Consider the following 17,455-nt stretch of genomic DNA (forward strand, 5'->3'; position numbering starts at 1 on the left):
GTTTTCAAGGTTCAATGTGTATGTGCTTCTGTTTGAAGCGACTTTTTAAATATTACATTATCGACTCGTTCAAGTCAATAACTTTTTTTAAAAGTTTTTATTAAGTTTGTCTCCTTTTTGCGGCAACAGATAATACTATACCACCTTCCAAATATGGGCGCAAGAGTTTTTTCAAATCTTTTTTACCACATAATAATTATAAGACAAAAGACATCCGTTTCATTCTTTTTACCGTAATCTTATAGTGTAAATAAGATGACTATAGACCTAAACTGCGCTTTTGCATCATTATTCTCCATATTATTATCAACCCATCATTCATTAAATTTCAAAAAAGAACAGCAGGAGCGTTGAGCCCCTGCTGTTCTTTGACACACGATTAATCACGATGACGCATTAATGGGAAGAGTAAAACGTCCCGAATAGATGGAGAGTTGGTTAACAGCATAACAAGTCTGTCGATACCGATACCAAGACCACCTGTTGGCGGCATACCATATTCAAGAGCCTCGATGAAATCATTATCCATCATGTGGGCTTCGTCGTTTCCTTCTTCTCTTTCTTTCAATTGCGCTTCAAAACGTTCTCTTTGATCGATTGGGTCATTAAGCTCCGTGAAGGCATTCGCATGTTCACGGCCTACGATGAATAACTCAAAGCGATCTGTGAATCGCGGATCTTCATCATTTTTCTTGGCAAGTGGAGAAATTTCCACCGGGTGACCATAGATGAATGTAGGCTGGATAAGTTTGTCTTCCACTTTTTGTTCGAAGAATTCATTTACCACATGGCCGTATTGCATATTGTCTTTGATTTCGATGCCGTGTTCTTTCGCAAGGGCACGTGCTTCTTCATCGGACATTTCTTTCCAGAAATCCACACCAGTCTGTTCTTTAACCGCGTCCACCATATGAAGACGAGTCCACTGCGGCTCCAGATTTATTTCATAGTCTGCATACTGAACCGTAGTAGTGCCGAATACTTCCTTGGCAATATGAGCTACAAGATTTTCAGTAAGAGCCATGATATCTCGGTAATCTGCGTATGCTTCATAAAGCTCGATCATCGTGAATTCCGGGTTATGTCTTGTAGACACACCTTCGTTACGGAATACACGGCCGATTTCGTATACTTTCTCAAGTCCACCGACAATCAGGCGCTTTAAGTGCAGCTCGATTGCGATACGCATGAATAACGGCATATCGAGGGCGTTATGATGTGTATTGAATGGACGGGCAGATGCTCCCCCTGCGATGGCATGCATCATCGGTGTTTCTACTTCTAAGTAACCGTTGTTGTCCAGGTATCTTCTCATCGATTGGATGATACGGCTGCGGGCGATGAACGTCTCTTTGCTCTCCTGGCTCGTAATCAGATCCAGATAACGCTGACGGTAACGCTGTTCAACGTCTTTTAAACCATGGAACTTTTCAGGAAGCGGGCGCAGTGCTTTCGTTAGAAGGTGGAATTCTTTCGCTTTTACTGAAAGCTCTCCTACCTTTGTTTTGAATATTGTACCTGTAACCCCTACGATATCTCCAAGGTCTGCTGTATTGAATAGTTCGTATGCTTCTTCACCAATGGCATCTTTACGCACATAGATTTGGACTTGTCCGGCTAAGTCCTGCAGGTGGGCGAATCCCGCTTTCCCTTTTCCACGCTTTGTCATGATACGACCTGCGATGGTTACTGCAATGTCTTTCTCTTCTAATTCTTCTTTAGAAAATTCATCGAATTGAGATTTGATCTCGGATGAACTGTGGGTACGATCATAGCGTTTACCGAATGGATCCATTCCTTTATCACGGATCGATTCCATTTTTTCGCGTCTGACTCGAAGCTGGTCATTGATTTCTTCGTGACTCATGTGTTTCACTCCTATTCTATCTACTTGCTTTACTAGACTAATACGATTATATACCATACTATTTTACACAATATCTATGTTTGTAACACCCCTAAAGTATGAGTTATTTCAGAAACGTACTTTAGTTCGTGAAAACATATTGAAAAAAATCTAAAAAAGGCCGCTCCAACTTTGTGACAATGTCACGTATTGGTTCCAGCCTTTTCTAGGATAACATAAAAGGATATACAGGTGAATTCACCGGGATTCGCTTGGCTATACTGCCTCAAGCAAAGCCCTTTCCCCCTAATTCATTTCCTACCTATATATTACTCGACTATATTGACATTCACTCACTACGTTCATAATCATCCTGCGGCATCAGATCGTGCAGCGGGATGTTCAGCACTTCTGCAACGTTCACTAAGAAATCTTCTTTCGGTATTCGACTGCCTCTTTCAACTTCTCCAAGGACAGAAACGGAGATGGCTAATTCCTTAGCTAACCCTTCCTGTGTATACCCTTTTAGCTTTCTGAATGCACGAATGCGTCTTCCCCATTTATCTGTTTCCATAACCGAACTCCTTCTTTGTCAGGTATTTCGTCCAGAAATTCAACGAACGGGGCATTAAAAGATGGATGCTCTAAACGTGGAGCAACCTCTAATAACGGGATTAACACAAATGCTCTTTCTTGCATCCTTGGGTGAGGAATGAGAAGGTTCTCTGACTCAATCGTTTCGTGATTATAGAGTAAAATGTCAAGGTCTATTATTCGCGGACCCCATTTGAACTCCCTTTCTCTTCCAAGGTCGATTTCCACTTGCAAGCACTGATGTAATAGAGTTTCTGGACTTAAACTGGTACGAATTTCGATGACCATATTCAAAAATTTACCTTGTTCTGTAAATCCTACCGGGTCTGTTTCATACATAGAGGATCGTTTCGTTACCTCTATCTTACCATGACTACCTAAGATGTTTATGGCTTTTTCTAAATAACCCGCCCTGTCCCCCATATTGGAACCAAGGGAAATATATGCAGTATTCATCCTATCGACTCCTATTAATCTCCACCGCCACCGATTGGTAATGTCCAGGAATAGGTGGATCAGGCTTGATTAGTGTAATTTTACAGCTCTTTACGACTTGGAATGTTTCTAAAATCCGGGAAGAGATGTCTTCAGCGACCGCTTCCACTAAATTCTTCGGTTCTCCCTCAACAACAGTTTTGGTGATGGAATAGATCTCCGCATAGTTTACGGAGTCCTCAAGCTGATCACTTTGACCGGACTTCCTTAAATCTAAATGCAACTCTACACTAACACGAAAACGTTGTCCAAGTTTGTTTTCTTCCTGGAATACACCGTGATAGCCGTAAAACTCCATTTCATTCAATAGAATCTTATCCATACATTTTCTCCTTTCCAACGAGGGCATCCATCATTTTAGCCATGCGGGCCATTTCCTTTACGTCATGAACACGTACGATGTGACACCCTTTTTGAATCCCGTAGCATACCGTCGCTCCCGTGCCTTCCATCCGTTCCTCTACGGGCAGATCCAGGACATGTCCGATGATAGACTTTCGTGACGTCCCCAGGAGCACAGGATATCCTAGGGAAACAAGAACATCCAAGTGTCTCATCATCTCTATGTTTAATTGTACTGTTTTGGCAAACCCGATTCCAGGATCCAGAATGATTTGGTCGTCTTTCACCCCTGCTTCTTTTACTAAGAAGATGCTTTCCTGCAGATCTTGTATCGCATCCCGAACGAAATGGCTGTACCCCTGGTTATCCCGGTTATGCATGAGAATGATCGGGGCACCCGTTTCCGCCGCTACTTGTGCCATTTCAGGATCTTTTTTCGCACCCCATACATCATTAATGATGCTTGCTCCTGCTTCCAAAGCTTTACGGGCCGTCTCTGACTTATACGTGTCGATGGAGATTGGTACGTTCACTTCTTGGGAGATTGCCTCTATAATCGGCACGACTCGTGAAATTTCTTCTTCAGCAGCTACGATTTGGTGCCCTGGCCGAGTAGACTCTCCACCTATATCTATAATGTCTGCCCCCATCTCAACCATTTCTTTCGCACGCTCTACAGCCCGGTTCAATTCATTGAACGAACCACCGTCCGAGAATGAATCAGGTGTGATATTTAAAATCCCCATAATAAGGGTTTTCTCTGAAAAATTAAGTTCGTATTTTCCGCACTTCATTGCACGACTCCCCCTGCTATAATTCCTCTATTGAATTCAAGTGGCCTGTGTATTGGCTGTATCGTTCATGTAACAGCCCGGTATACATTCCGTTGCGACCCGGAAAACTCATAGAGTCAATTCTGTTTACCGGTATGATTTCTTGCACAGAGTTTGTAAAAAAAACTTCATCCGCTCCCAGTAATCGCTCTTGCTCGAACAACCCTTCCCGAACCCCCATTTGTATTCGATCTGCCAGGGCAAGGATGAACTGACGTGTTATCCCGTTTAAGAGCCCGGTCTCTACAGCTGGTGTATACAATTCTGCGTCTTTTACCCAGAAAAGATTGGACGTTATTCCTTCACAGAGATAGCCTTCCTTTGTAAGAAATATCCCTTCCCGTTGAGGAGATAGTCCAATTTCCCGTTTAGCCGCCATATTGTTCAGGTAATGATGGGATTTCAAACGTTCACCGGTCTCCGGTGTATTTCTTCTTAACTGAAGTAACACACCTTCTTTTTCCTTTAATGGCATAGAAGGAGGCAATTCTTTTTGAAAAAGGATCACTGTCGCATCCTCATAGGGAGCCGTTTGTAAACCTATCTCACCTGGCCCACCGGAAACATTGAACCGGCAATAGGCATCTTTCAAGCCATTTTTATCTAAAAGTGTTGTTATTGCGTTCCTGATCTTTTCTTCATCCAGGTCCGTTGCAATATTCAATTCCTTCAATCCATGAGAAAGCCTCTTTAAGTGATCCTTTAGCAAAAACGGATGACCATCATACGTCCGAAAGGTTTCAAACACGCCCAATCCATATAAATATCCGTGATCGAATGGGGAAATGACAGCCTCTGATGCATGAACGATTTCACCGTTAAGATATAGGTACATTTATAAAACCATCTCGATTTTTTTATAAGTCGTTAAAAAGTTAAGGAGCAGCTGTTTCCCTTGTTCCGTCATGATCGATTCAGGATGGAACTGCACCCCTTCGATTGGCAGCTGTTTATGACGGATCGCCATGATCTCCCCTTCTTTCGTTTCGGCTGAAATGTCAAAGCATCCAGGAAGGGTTTCTCTTTTGACAATCAGGGAATGGTATCTTGTTGCCTCGAAAGGATTGGGCATGCCTTTGAAAATGGTTTTCCCATCATGGAGCATAGGTGAGACCTTTCCGTGCATTAACCGTTCCGCACGAACAACATCGCCTCCGAACACCTGGGCAATCGATTGGTGACCCAGGCAAACGCCGAAAATCGGAATCTTTCCGGCAAACGTTCTGATCGCCTCCAGACTCACACCCGCTTCGTTCGGACTGCACGGTCCCGGAGAGATCATCAGGTAATCCGGAGACAATGCCTCAATCTCATCTATTGTAATCTCGTCATTTCGTTTCACGATCAGCTCTTCCCCCAGCTCTCCTAAAAATTGCACAAGATTATAGGTGAATGAATCGTAGTTATCAATCATGAGAATCATAGGGTTTCTCCTTCCGCCCTGGCTTTCGCTACCCAAAGGGCTTTGGCTTTCTTCAAGGATTCTTTGTATTCGTACTTAGGATTGGAATCAATCACGACTCCCGCTCCCGCTTGAATATGGGCTTTTCCTTCTTTCACAAGCATCGTCCGGATGACGATATTCAATTCCATATCTCCATTGACGCCAATCCAGCCAATGGACCCTGTGTAAATCCCTCTTCTAACCGGCTCTAGTTCTTCAATGATTTCCATCGTTCTCACCTTAGGGGCTCCCGTAATGGTTCCACCAGGAAAAACAGATCGGATTAGATCCGCACCCGTTTTAGTTTCATCTAGTGTTCCTCTTACATTTGAAACGATGTGCATGACGTGGGAGTATTTTTCAATGACCATAAACTCATTCACTTCAACTGTCCCGTATTGGCAAACCCTGCCCAGGTCATTTCGTTCCAGGTCCACAAGCATCACGTGCTCTGCTCTTTCTTTTTCATTATTGATCAGCTCAAGAGCAAGTTTCTCATCCTCTTCAGCATCTTTTCCACGGGAGCGTGTGCCTGCAATCGGCCTTGTACTTACTTCTTTCCCTTTTTTCTTTACCAGCAGTTCCGGTGACCCGGAGACAATTTGAAAGTCCGGGCTTTGAATATAACTCATATAAGGGGAGGGATTTAATTCCCTAAGCTTTTTATAAACCGTGTAGGGCTCAGCCTTCAATTCTTGAGATTGTAGGACAGATAAATTCACCTGAAAGACATCACCCTGGGAGATATAAGATTGGATCTTCTTCACAGCCTCTGAGAATTCCTCTTCATCCATCGATACTTGGATGCCTGCTGTCTCGTGCTTCACAGGATCCTTCTCATATTCTTTTATTGAAGACAAGGCATTAGTCCAAGAGGAAGTCCATCTTGATAGCTTATTCTCGGCTGATTCCGTTTCTCCATCAGAAAGAATCATCGTCCACAAACTATTTTCCTGATGATCGTAGACCGCCCATTCCTCCAGGTAATAGAAATAAAGGTCCGGAATCTCCAGATCATCTCGCCCCAGAGCGGGAAGTCTTTCAATCTTCCTTGCATAATCATAACTAAGAAACCCGATTACGCCTCCTTGGAAATCAGGGAGATCCTCTCTTCTTTTCGTCCGAAGGGGATTCATCCATTTTTCCATTTGAATCAATGGGTCTCCATTTATCGTTTTAACCCCTGAAGAGTCTTGTATGCGCAACCCTTCCGGAACACTTTGTAAAATGACGTCAGGTTGTAGTCCAGCAACGCTATATCGTCCACCCCGTCCACTTTCTAACAATATATGATGTGATTGATGTTGACTAAGTTGTTCGTATGCTGCAAAAAATTGTTCTTTGGTTGAATGGTTTTTATGAAAATATAGGTGCTGCACTGACCCTTCACACTCCTATTCTTTATCTACTTTCATGATACATGAACTTCGGGAAGGTTTCATCGTTAAAAACTTGAAATTTATGTGAGGGGGGATGGTGGAGAATGTAGATTTTGATGGGGACTTTTACTACGAAATTTCCAATAGACCACACAAAAAAAACGGATCCTGAAGAGTTCAACCTTCAGGATCCGGCACTTTTAATCATTCTTCATCAAATTGGTAAAGAGGAGTACTTAAATAGCGTTCTCCGTTACTTGGGATGATGGCAAGAACTTTCTTACCTTTCCCTAACTTCTTCGCTACTTCAATAGCTGCATAGATGGCCGCCCCTGAAGAAATCCCACCCAGGATCCCTTCTTCTTTAGCTGCTCTTCTTGCATAGTCAAAGGCCGAATCTTTGTCAACTTGAATGACATGGTTATATACCTCTGTATCTAAAATATCAGGGATGAATCCGGCACCGATTCCTTGGATTTTATGAGGACCAGGCTTTCCTCCTGATAATACCGGTGAATCTGAAGGTTCCACGGCATATAGCTCGATTGATGGGTAATGCTTCTTCAGCACTTCCCCAGCGCCAGTAATCGTACCGCCTGTTCCAATCCCTGAAATGAAGGCATCCAGTTGATCGCCCATTTGCTCGACGATCTCAGGTCCGGTTGTTTCTCGATGAACTTTAGGGTTCGCTTCATTTTTGAATTGCTGAGGCATGAAGTGGCCTTTTTCTTTCGCTAACTCTTCAGCTTTGCGAATGGCCCCTCCCATTCCTTCTGCTCCTGGTGTTAATACTAATTCTGCGCCGTATGCACGTAACAGGTTGCGTCTCTCCATACTCATTGTGTCAGGCATGACCAGTAACGCACGGTATCCTTTTGCCGCAGCTACCATCGCTAAACCAATACCCGTATTTCCACTCGTCGGCTCAACAATCGTATCCCCGGGTTTAATCGTACCTTCTTCTTCCCCTGCTTCAATCATCGCTAATGCGATACGATCTTTTACAGAGCTTCCGGGATTCATATATTCTAATTTCAAGTAAACATCTGCACTATTTTCATCTACTAATCGATTCAGTTTTACCACTGGAGTCTGACCTATTAATTCCGAAATTGAATTGGCTACTCTCACCATTCATTCATCACTCCTAATTCCAAGTAAATTTGTTGGTTTTATAAAAAATGTAACAATATTCAATAAATTTGTCAATTAAAAAGCATACACACTGTTCACACCAACGATTCCTGGTTGGAGGTGTATCATCCATCCCTCATGCTCTCTTAACGCTGGTCTGATGTGACCCATTGCCTCTACCCTAGGTTATATGTATGCATATTTCATTTATCCTATGTTTCGTTAAAAAGTGTATCTCTATGTAAAAGAAGCTGACCTTTTAAAAGGCCAGCCCCCTCTAGTTCTGTTTTCCGTAAAACCAGTCCACTTCAACCTCTTCCCAAAAGGACTCGGGCTGCAGAGGCGTCTCTACTTGCTCTAAAGCAATTTGTCTTCGAATTTGAGATTTTACGTCTTTGAACGAAAAATGTCTTTCTTTCAAAACATCGTCTACATAATAAATAACGTATTCTGAATCCTCTCGAATCGGTTTTGTCCATTCACCTGGTGAGAGAGACTCTATTTCTTCTGACGCTTCTGAAGATAGGAAATCCCCATCCAGTGGAACATACCCAATGTCTCCTCCTAAATGAGCACTTTGCTCATCGCTTGAACGCTCCATGGCCAAAGCTTCAAAGTCCGATCCAGCCTCTAGTTCTTCGAGTGCTTGCGCGGCTTCTGATTGATCAGCTACCTTCAACTGCTTCAGCTTATACATTTTAGAAATAGAGTACAGATGCTCGTTTTGATTATAGAAGCTCTTCAACTCTTTTTCAGGTACTTGGACATCCTTCGTGAGGAGCTCCTCTAATAACAATTCAGATCTGATGTGAGTCTTTAGTGAATCTTCATCTTCAAGATTTTCTTCATCGTATGCATTATAAACAGATTGTATGAAATAATATTCCTGTTCTACTTCTTTATCTGAAACAGAGATATCATATTTCTTCGCTAAATGGTCGATCACTTGTTGATTGATCAGGGCCTTCAGCTCTTCCTTGCCATGCTTTTGCTCAAGGGAATACAACCAGTCCTCCCGGGTAATTGACTCTCCGCCAACCGTCGCCACGACTTCGGGAGTACCACTTACCCCCGAAGAGCGATTCCACACGAGTGTAATGATGTTAGTAACAAGTAGTACCCCAACCATAACGATGAGTACAGACCGTTTAATTCTCATTTCTCCCATTCTCCCTGAATCTGATTTACTGCTTCGTGTTTGCTTTCAGTTCTTCTAATTCTTCTTTAGAAAATACATACGTTTCATTACAGAAGTGACAGCTTGCTTCTGCACTCCCATCTTCATCGATCATTTCTTGTATTTCCTGCTCCCCCAGGCTGATGATGGCATTTGAAAAACGTTCTTTATTACACTGACACTTAAATGCCACCGGAAGCGTTTCAAGTACTTTGACTTCCCCTTTTCCAAGTACTTCTTCTAATACCTCTTCAGGTGTGAGTCCCTTTTCGATTAATTTAGAGATCGGAGGGATTTTAGCTAAGCGTTCCTCAATCTTCGTAATCGTTTCATCATCCGTTCCCGGCATTAGCTGCAGGATAAATCCGCCTGCTGCAAGAATGGAATTGTCAGGGTTCACTAACACACCTACACCTACAGAAGAAGGTACCTGTTCTGAAGTGACGAAATAATACGTGAAGTCTTCTCCAAGTTCTCCTGAAACAATCGGAACCTGACCGGAGAAATGATCCCTCATGCCGATATCTTTTACAATGGATAACGTTCCGGTTGTACCAACTGCACGACGGACATCAAGCTTCCCTTGTTCGTTTAAATCGAAGTGTACATGCGGGTTGGTCACATATCCCCTGACCTCCCCTTTTGCATTGCTATCTACAAGAATGGCGCCGATCGGGCCTCCACCCTCTACTTTGATCGTTAATTTATTTTCCCCTTTTAACATAGCCCCCATCATCACTCCGGCACTAATGCTTCTACCTAGTGCTGCTGACGCAGTTGGCCATGTTCCATGTCTTCTTTGTGCTTCTCCTACTGTATCCGTGCTTTTTACTGCATAAGCACGTACTTGGCCATTATAGGCTAACGCTTTTACTAAATAGTCGCTCATGGTTGAAGCTCCTTTCACTTTAGTTCATGTTTCTCTTGTAGATTAATTTTAATCCTTTTAATGTCAGGAAAGGATCTACGACGTCAATGCTGTTGGATTCTTTCGAAATCAATGTAGCTAATCCTCCCGTTGCAATGACGGTTGGTTCCTTCTTACTTTGTGCTTTCATTCTTTGAACGATACCTTCTACTTGTCCAACATAACCATAGAGAATACCTGCTTGCATAGCCGTTACGGTATTCTTTCCAATGATATGTTCAGGACGGGCAATTTCAATTCTTGGCAATTTTGCCGCCTTCGAGTACAGGGCTTCCGTTGAAATGCCTATACCAGGGGCGATCGCTCCACCCATATATTGTCTTTCCTCATTGATATAGCAATACGTCGTCGCTGTACCGAAATCGACAATGATGAGAGGACCACCGTATTCGTGAATACCAGCGACAGCATTTACGATTCGATCCGCTCCGACTTCCCTTGGATTTTCATACTTGATATTTAAACCGGTTTTAATACCAGGTCCAACGACGAGCGGAGTAATATTAAAATACTTCTCACACATACGTTCCAAACTAAACATAATTGGAGGGACAACGGAGGAAATGATGATTCCGTCAATCTCGTCAAACGTCAGCTTCACATGCTCGAACAGATTCTTCACAAGCATCCCAAACTCATCTTCCGTTTTATGTCGATTCGTTTCAGCTCTCCAATGATATTTTAAATGGTCATTTTCATACACACCAAACACAATATTGGTATTCCCTACATCCATTACAAAAATCAATATCCTCACCTACTAAGCCAATTGTTTTCACACTGCCAACATCATACCATAATTTTTTTAGAATAGGTACAAAAGCGCAAGGGCTTTGAATAGAGGCGACAAGCATAAGGCGAAGCTGCCGGAAAGGCGCTCTTTGCCTTTTTGGCAGCTTTGACTTATGACCTCGAGCCTCTAAGCCCTGGAGCTGGATGAAACAAAAGCGCAACCGGCTTGGTCAGACCCGTCAAGCATAAGATGAATGGGCTTGGAAGGCGTTCTTTGCCTTCTTGGTCCATTTTGCTTATGACCTCGAGGGGCTAGCCGGTGGAGCTGGATGAGTATAAAAGCGCAACCAGCTTGGTCAGGTTCGACAAGCATAAGACGAACCTATTAAATAAGGTGTGTGCTAACTTCATCTCATTATGGTTTAATATGCTGTATTTTGCATTTTAGAGCATTAACTTGTAGCAAAACACACATTTTAAGCTTATAATCCGAATTTTGATGATGAAATCCATGAAGAACTCAACCATAGGGTGGTGTTTCGGGATACTTGTTGAGAAAATCCGGCCGTTTCACGCCTTAATCCGGCCGAAATTGATAATAATCCAGCCGTTTCAATCGAAAACCCAGCCGTTTTACAATCCCTTCCAAAAACTACACATTAAACAATCAAGAATCGTCCTCCATTGGAAGCCAAGATACCCAAAACAAAAAAGGATGCACCCATAAATGGATGCATCCCTCAATATTATGTGCGATCTGAGTTAGAATCGTCTTCTTTTGAAGCCGTGTCTTCTTCGATCACAGTTTCTTCATTTTTCTTTTGGATATTTACTTTCACGTCGCTATTTTCCTGGTCGGATTCATAGACACGTTCCGGTAGTTTACCGTGATCCATTAAATGCTTGATTTGTGCCGCATCTAATGTTTCGATGTCTAATAATGTTTTCGCAATGAGTTCAAGCTTGTCACGATTCTCAGTAAGAATTCGCTTCGCTCTCTCATAGCTCTCTTTAATTAGACGCTGCATTTCCAGGTCAATTTCGTATGCGATGGCATCTGAATAGTTTTGCTCACTATTGATGTCGCGTCCCAAGAACACTTGACCACCTTGAGATTGACCGAACTGAAGTGGTCCAAGCTTTTCACTCATACCGTATTCAGTGACCATTTTACGGGCGATTCCAGTAGCACGTTGGAAGTCGTTGTGAGCACCGGTTGATACATCACCGAAGATGATTTCCTCTGCTACACGACCACCAAGTAAACCGGTAATCTTATCAAGAAGCTCAGGCTTCGTCATAAAGTAACGATCTTCTTTCGGAAGCATAACAGCATAACCGCCTGCTTGCCCACGAGGAACGATGGTCACCTTATGTACCATATCTGCTTCATCAAGGACTAATCCGATAACGGTGTGACCCGCTTCGTGGAAAGCCACGATTTTACGTTCTTTTTCAGATATGACTTTGCTCTTCTTAGCAGGACCTGCAATGACACGGTCTGTTGCTTCATCAATATCGCGCATATCGATTTTCTTCTTATCCTCACGGGCTGCTACAAGAGCTGCTTCGTTCAGAAGGTTTTCTAAGTCGGCTCCAGAGAAGCCTGGTGTTCTCATCGCAATCGCTTTTAGATCCACTGAATCATCAAGCGGTTTGTTATGAGAATGTACTTTAAGAACCGCTTCACGTCCTCTAAGGTCGGGACGATCTACTGTAATTTGACGGTCGAAACGTCCTGGACGTAACAATGCAGGATCCAGAATGTCTGGTCGGTTTGTTGCAGCGACGATGATACCTTCGTTAGCGCCAAAGCCGTCCATTTCGACTAGTAACTGGTTAAGGGTTTGTTCACGCTCATCGTGACCTCCACCTAAACCTGCTCCACGTTGACGACCGACTGCATCAATCTCATCAATGAAAATGATACAAGGTGCATTTTTCTTCGCATTTTCGAATAAATCACGTACACGAGATGCACCGACACCGACAAACATTTCAACGAAGTCGGAACCACTGATTGAGAAGAAAGGAACTCCTGCTTCTCCAGCCACCGCTCGTGCAAGTAAGGTTTTACCTGTACCTGGAGGTCCTACTAGAAGGACACCCTTTGGAATACGGGCACCCACTTCAGAGAATTTGCGTGGATCCTTTAAGAATTCCACTACCTCTACAAGTTCTTGCTTCTCTTCATCTGCTCCCGCTACATCTTTAAAGCGGACTTTCTTCTTCTCTTCGCTATATAGCTTTGCTTTACTTTTCCCAAAGTTCATGACACGGCTTCCGCCGCCTTGAGCTTGGTTAAGTAAGAAGAAGAACAGAATAAAGATAATGACGAATGGAATGATCGTTGTAAAGAAAGATACCCAGCCACTTGTTTCTTTGGCTTGCAATACTTCCACATCAATTCCTTGCTCTGATGCTGCCGCATTGATCTTCTCCATTAACTTTCCATCTGTAGTAAGGACATAGGTTAAGAAGTACTCTCCTTCTTTAGCCCCTTCCATCTGTCCTTTCACTTCATAAACGCCCCTGCCAGGCTGAATTGAAAAAGAAGAAACGTCTCCGTCTTCAAGGTTATTAATAAACGTACTGTACTCGATATTTTTGGTTGGCTCGTTGTTGTTACTGAAATAACTCACCACACCTATAATCACTAAAAAGACCAGTAAATAGAATATGGTGTTTCGAAAGATCCGGTTCATCCCTTACCTCCTCCCACGGTAAACAAACTAAGTAAAATAGTATCATAGAAAATCATGGCATTACAACAAATTGCACTTACAAGATTCCTCTTTAGATTATACTTATTCTCCTGTTGTATACACTCTTGGTTTTAAAACTCCGATATACGGCAGATTACGGTATCTTTCAGCATAATCCAGACCATATCCGACGACGAACTCGTCAGGAACAATGAAGCCCACGTAGTCCGCTTTGATATCAGCTTTACGTCCAGTCGGCTTGTCAAGCAAAGTGACAATGCTGATGGTTTTCGCTTTACGATAACGGAACAGCTCGACCAGGTAGCTTAATGTTAGACCACTGTCGATGATATCTTCAATGATCAGGATATCCCGACCTTCCACTTTCGTATCTAAATCTTTCACAATCTTTACTTCTCCTGAAGAGACAGTAGAGTTCCCGTAGCTGGATACATCCATGAAATCCATTTCCATATGCGTATCCATACGTTTACAAAGGTCAGCCATGAATGGCATTGCACCTTTTAAAACTCCAATTGCCAAAGGAAAACGATCTTGATATTCCTCTGTTAATTGTGCACCTAATGCTTTAATCTTTTCTTGAAGTTCTTCTTCTGAAATTAACACTTTTTCAATATCTTGGTTTAACAATGTTCAACTGCCTCCTAGAAGATGATTGCTCTTAAATTGTAGTACCAAACTATTTTCTTGCTCTTCTCCCAAATCGTAAATAGACTTTTTCATTCCCGGAACCCAAAGTATGTGGTTATTTGCGTCCACTACAATCGGCCACTCGTCACGGAGGTGAACAGGAACTTTTTCGTCAATAAAGAGTGTCTTCAGCTTCTTTGAGCCTTCGAACCCCTTCACTTTCATTCGATCTCCGCTCTTTCTCGTACGCACATATAAAGGCAGGGAAACCTTGTCCGGATCAATGTAGATCCTATCACCTGTACGATCCTCTGCTAACGAGGAAGAAAAATAAAGAAGGAACTGATATCCACCTTGAAGTTCAAGCGTTTCATTAACCTGTATCTCGTGACAATAAGGAGCTTCGGTTAACGCCAGTTCTCCAAAATGAAAATAACATGTATGATACGCCCTCGTTACCTTAAGCCCTTTTGGTAAATCCAAGCTGGCATTAGGCGTTTTTCCCTTTAATATACCCAATACATCGTAAATATGTATAGACGATAAGGAAGATGGTCTAAGTTTGTAAAGATAGTTTAATATTAGATTAATCCCTCTTCTTTGTAAAGGCTGAGGCATTGCAAGAAAACCATCGATATGTAAAGATGAGAAATCCCCAGTGTTATTCCATACCTTATTCAACTTATCCCTTGTTAATTCCTCTAAATATGCCTCATCTTCTGCCAATTCTTCACTAAATCGTTGAAATTGGAGATGAACATGAGGATTCTCTTTTTTCAAAAAAGGAAGAACCTTTTTTCTGAACCGGTTCCTGGTATAATCTTCCTTCAGATTACTGGGGTCTCTCCTCGGGTTTAGATCGTGCCTTTCACAATACGCCTCTATTTGCTCTTTTGTAACAGGGAGAAATGGCCGTATGATCAAACCTGCAGCAATGGATCGTTTCAAGGGAATCCCGGCTCTGCTAGCCCCGGCTGCCCCTCTTGTCAACTTCATCAGGATGGTCTCTACTTGATCATCCCCATGATGGCCAAGAGCTAATGTCGTAGCAGATGCCTCTTCCATGACCTCCATTAAAAATTCATAACGAATTTGACGGGCAGTTTCTTGCAAACTTCCATTCGTCCGCTCGATCTCCAATGATACATCCACTCTGTCACCGTAAAAAGGGATGTTTCGCTTATTGCAGTATTCTTTGACGAACAAGAGTTCCTGAAAGGATTCGTCTCCTCTGAACATATGATCAAGATGAGCCGCCATGACTTCTACTTCCCACTCAGCTTTGTTCGAATCAAGAAAATGGAGCAGCGCTAAGGAATCAGGGCCTCCCGACACTGCCACCATAATACGATCTCCTTTATTAATCAACTTATGGTCTTGAATAAACCTTTTAATCGTTTGCTCTAACATAACGCTTCCTCTTCCTGAAACCATTTCCCCCATTGTATCAATACCTGCTGAATTCTTACACTCTTACGCTACATCAATTCTCCATAGATATACAAAACATATAATAACGAAACAATCATCACCACGAGCACAGTCTCCAAAAAGTGACTGGATTTTTTATTTCGTTGATTTTGATATCTGCTATGCGTAGCGGATGAACTTGCATGAGCGCTTGTTGAAACAGGTTTACTTACTTTAGGCTTCGATTTGGGCTGCTGTACTGACTGAGAGTGAGAAAGTCCATTCAGGAGGCTGACCCTCATATCACTGGCAGATTGAAAATTCCCTTCCAGGGCATCAAGGATCGATCCTTCAAACTTCTTCAATTGGTCTTTGGAACCGATAGCCTGCCTTAATTGTTGCATATTCCCGTTTCCTGCCTTAGTGAAACGCCCTGGATAGGCTAAATTAATGAGGATCATCCCCACAGAGAAAAGGTCATAAGAAGGTTCGGCTCTTCGCGAACCCCCCACCCAGTATCCTCTATCAAAAAACTCCGTAAACTCTTTGATTGCCCGCCCATTGATGGTCGTTCCCCCAACATCAATACAGCGAATTCGGTAAGGAGGTCCAGTGACGATCAAGTTTTCAGGTTTTAAATCCCCAAAGACCCATCCTTCCTTATGAATTCGCTCCAGGTCTGTCAGGAGCTGAGCAATGAGTACACCTGTCCACGAAAATCCTTTCGATTGAACAAATGACAGCAAGTCAGTACCTTGAATATATTCCATCACATAAAAATGTATTTTCTGTCCCCGATACTCCCAATCATCCACATCAAGAAGCTTTGGCCCAAGGGGAGCACCTTGGACCTTGGAGAAAGATTTTAATACATTCACTTCCGAGGTAATGGATACATTGCTGTCACTCATCTTTAACGCCTGGTATCCAGACGAACCTTGTACCAGGTAGACGATCCCATTCGCACCATACCCTAATTCTTTTACAATGGTGTAGATCTGCTTATACCATTTTCCTCTTATAACTGTTCCGGGTGGGAAATTAAATGGTTTCTTCGAAGTATTGTTCATCATCGCCACGAGAGAGCAATCCCCTTAATGAACGTTTTTTCTTAAAGTGGGTGATAGCTTCTGAGATCGCTGGACCTGTTGGAGTAATTCCACCTGGAGACAACTTAGAGAATATACTCGTCAATGTTTCGAGTTTTGGTGTCCAATCCAGCAATTTTTCGACATCTTGTCGTTTCCCGGGAAATACAAAGACGGAAAATTTATTATCACCCATTCTTGCATTCAGGCTCAATGACAGGTCTAATAAGGCTTCCTTAACCGTGGGAAGCTTATGCTTCATGCTCGCAGACGTATCGACAAGAATCAACACTTCCATATCAACCGATTCTCCCAGTTCATCGACAACCTCCATGACCTCCCCGCGTTGTTCAGGAGGAAGTTCCTCCATGGATGCGGATTTCCCTAGAATTTGCTTCAGCTCTTTATTTACAACCCCCTGCAAGGTTTGTGTCATCGCTTTGCGCGTGACCATTTGTACGGTTTGAGAAAGCTGTTGTGCATATACAATCTGACTTACTCCACCCCCCGATAGAGCAATTCCTTCAATTTCCTGCATTCCATTATCATCTATCACATCATTATCCATGACCCCAATGACGTTCACTGAGATTCCCTGCTCCTTCGCAAGAGCCGCCATCGCAATCGGGTCTTCACCTTGATTTGAGCAACCATCTGTAATTAATAGAATTTGACGAAGTGTACCTGGCTTCATCAG

At 42.8% G+C, this 17,455-nt stretch carries 17 protein-coding genes; all 17 read right to left on the minus strand.

Going from position 1 to position 17,455, the window contains the following annotated elements; genetic code table 11:
* Window positions 1-379: 379 nt before the first annotated feature.
* The 17 genes from lysS to ACIFOD_RS19735 all read right to left on the minus strand — a co-directional run bounded on the left by lysS (window position 380) and on the right by ACIFOD_RS19735 (window position 17,452).
* Window positions 380-1,876, minus strand: a complete 1,497-nt coding sequence (gene lysS / locus ACIFOD_RS19655) for a lysine--tRNA ligase (RefSeq protein WP_430315971.1) — start codon at window positions 1,874-1,876, stop codon at window positions 380-382.
* Between the two features lie 319 nt (window positions 1,877-2,195).
* Window positions 2,196-2,420 carry a helix-turn-helix domain-containing protein gene (locus ACIFOD_RS19660; protein WP_113971070.1) on the minus strand — a complete coding sequence of 75 codons (225 nt, stop codon included), beginning with the start codon at window positions 2,418-2,420 and terminating at the stop codon, window positions 2,196-2,198.
* Window positions 2,372-2,896 carry a 2-amino-4-hydroxy-6-hydroxymethyldihydropteridine diphosphokinase gene (gene folK / locus ACIFOD_RS19665; protein ID WP_397554515.1) on the minus strand — a complete coding sequence of 175 codons (525 nt, stop codon included), beginning with the start codon at window positions 2,894-2,896 and terminating at the stop codon, window positions 2,372-2,374. Before folK ends, ACIFOD_RS19660 begins: the two co-directional genes overlap by 49 nt.
* A gap of 1 nt (window position 2,897) precedes the next feature.
* Window positions 2,898-3,257: a dihydroneopterin aldolase gene (gene folB, locus ACIFOD_RS19670; RefSeq protein WP_430315972.1), complete on the minus strand. Its 360-nt coding sequence runs from the start codon at window positions 3,255-3,257 to the stop codon at window positions 2,898-2,900.
* Entirely contained in the window at window positions 3,250-4,071 is an 822-nt protein-coding gene (folP, locus tag ACIFOD_RS19675) for a dihydropteroate synthase (protein WP_397554516.1), read from the minus strand. The genes folB and folP overlap by 8 nt, the downstream gene beginning before the upstream one ends.
* A gap of 16 nt (window positions 4,072-4,087) precedes the next feature.
* Complete coding sequence (pabC, locus tag ACIFOD_RS19680; RefSeq protein WP_430315973.1) at window positions 4,088-4,945, minus strand: aminodeoxychorismate lyase; 858 nt, start codon at window positions 4,943-4,945, stop codon at window positions 4,088-4,090.
* On the minus strand, window positions 4,946-5,533 hold the full coding sequence (pabA, locus tag ACIFOD_RS19685; protein WP_430315974.1) for an aminodeoxychorismate/anthranilate synthase component II: 588 nt from the start codon (window positions 5,531-5,533) through the stop codon (window positions 4,946-4,948).
* Entirely contained in the window at window positions 5,530-6,933 is a 1,404-nt protein-coding gene (pabB, locus tag ACIFOD_RS19690; RefSeq protein ID WP_430315975.1) for an aminodeoxychorismate synthase, component I, read from the minus strand. The genes pabA and pabB overlap by 4 nt, the downstream gene beginning before the upstream one ends.
* Before the next feature lie 204 nt (window positions 6,934-7,137).
* Window positions 7,138-8,067, minus strand: a complete 930-nt coding sequence (gene cysK, locus ACIFOD_RS19695; RefSeq protein ID WP_430315976.1) for a cysteine synthase A — start codon at window positions 8,065-8,067, stop codon at window positions 7,138-7,140.
* A gap of 277 nt (window positions 8,068-8,344) precedes the next feature.
* Entirely contained in the window at window positions 8,345-9,226 is an 882-nt protein-coding gene (locus tag ACIFOD_RS19700) for a peptidyl-prolyl cis-trans isomerase (protein ID WP_430315977.1), read from the minus strand.
* 25 nt (window positions 9,227-9,251) lie between these two features.
* Window positions 9,252-10,133, minus strand: coding sequence for an Hsp33 family molecular chaperone HslO (gene hslO, locus ACIFOD_RS19705; protein ID WP_397554521.1), 882 nt, complete (start codon window positions 10,131-10,133; stop codon window positions 9,252-9,254).
* Window positions 10,134-10,152: 19 nt separating this feature from the next.
* Window positions 10,153-10,920: a type III pantothenate kinase gene (locus ACIFOD_RS19710; RefSeq protein ID WP_172655809.1), complete on the minus strand. Its 768-nt coding sequence runs from the start codon at window positions 10,918-10,920 to the stop codon at window positions 10,153-10,155.
* Between the two features lie 730 nt (window positions 10,921-11,650).
* The gene (gene ftsH / locus ACIFOD_RS19715; protein WP_430315978.1) at window positions 11,651-13,609 is read right to left on the minus strand and encodes an ATP-dependent zinc metalloprotease FtsH; all 1,959 of its coding nucleotides are present in this window, start codon (window positions 13,607-13,609) and stop codon (window positions 11,651-11,653) included.
* 102 nt (window positions 13,610-13,711) lie between these two features.
* Window positions 13,712-14,260: a hypoxanthine phosphoribosyltransferase gene (gene hpt, locus ACIFOD_RS19720; RefSeq protein ID WP_113971053.1), complete on the minus strand. Its 549-nt coding sequence runs from the start codon at window positions 14,258-14,260 to the stop codon at window positions 13,712-13,714.
* Window positions 14,261-14,263: 3 nt separating this feature from the next.
* Window positions 14,264-15,670 carry a tRNA lysidine(34) synthetase TilS gene (gene tilS / locus ACIFOD_RS19725; RefSeq protein WP_430315979.1) on the minus strand — a complete coding sequence of 469 codons (1,407 nt, stop codon included), beginning with the start codon at window positions 15,668-15,670 and terminating at the stop codon, window positions 14,264-14,266.
* Window positions 15,671-15,738: 68 nt separating this feature from the next.
* Window positions 15,739-16,743, minus strand: a complete 1,005-nt coding sequence (locus ACIFOD_RS19730) for a protein kinase domain-containing protein (RefSeq protein WP_430315980.1) — start codon at window positions 16,741-16,743, stop codon at window positions 15,739-15,741.
* Window positions 16,712-17,452: a VWA domain-containing protein gene (locus ACIFOD_RS19735; RefSeq protein WP_044340612.1), complete on the minus strand. Its 741-nt coding sequence runs from the start codon at window positions 17,450-17,452 to the stop codon at window positions 16,712-16,714. Before ACIFOD_RS19735 ends, ACIFOD_RS19730 begins: the two co-directional genes overlap by 32 nt.
* Between the last annotated feature and the right edge of the window lie 3 nt (window positions 17,453-17,455).

The sequence above is a fragment of the Rossellomorea sp. NRS-1567 genome, assembly GCF_050467885.1.
In the GTDB taxonomy this organism is placed as follows: Bacteria; Bacillota; Bacilli; order Bacillales; family Bacillaceae_B; genus Rossellomorea; species Rossellomorea aquimaris_C.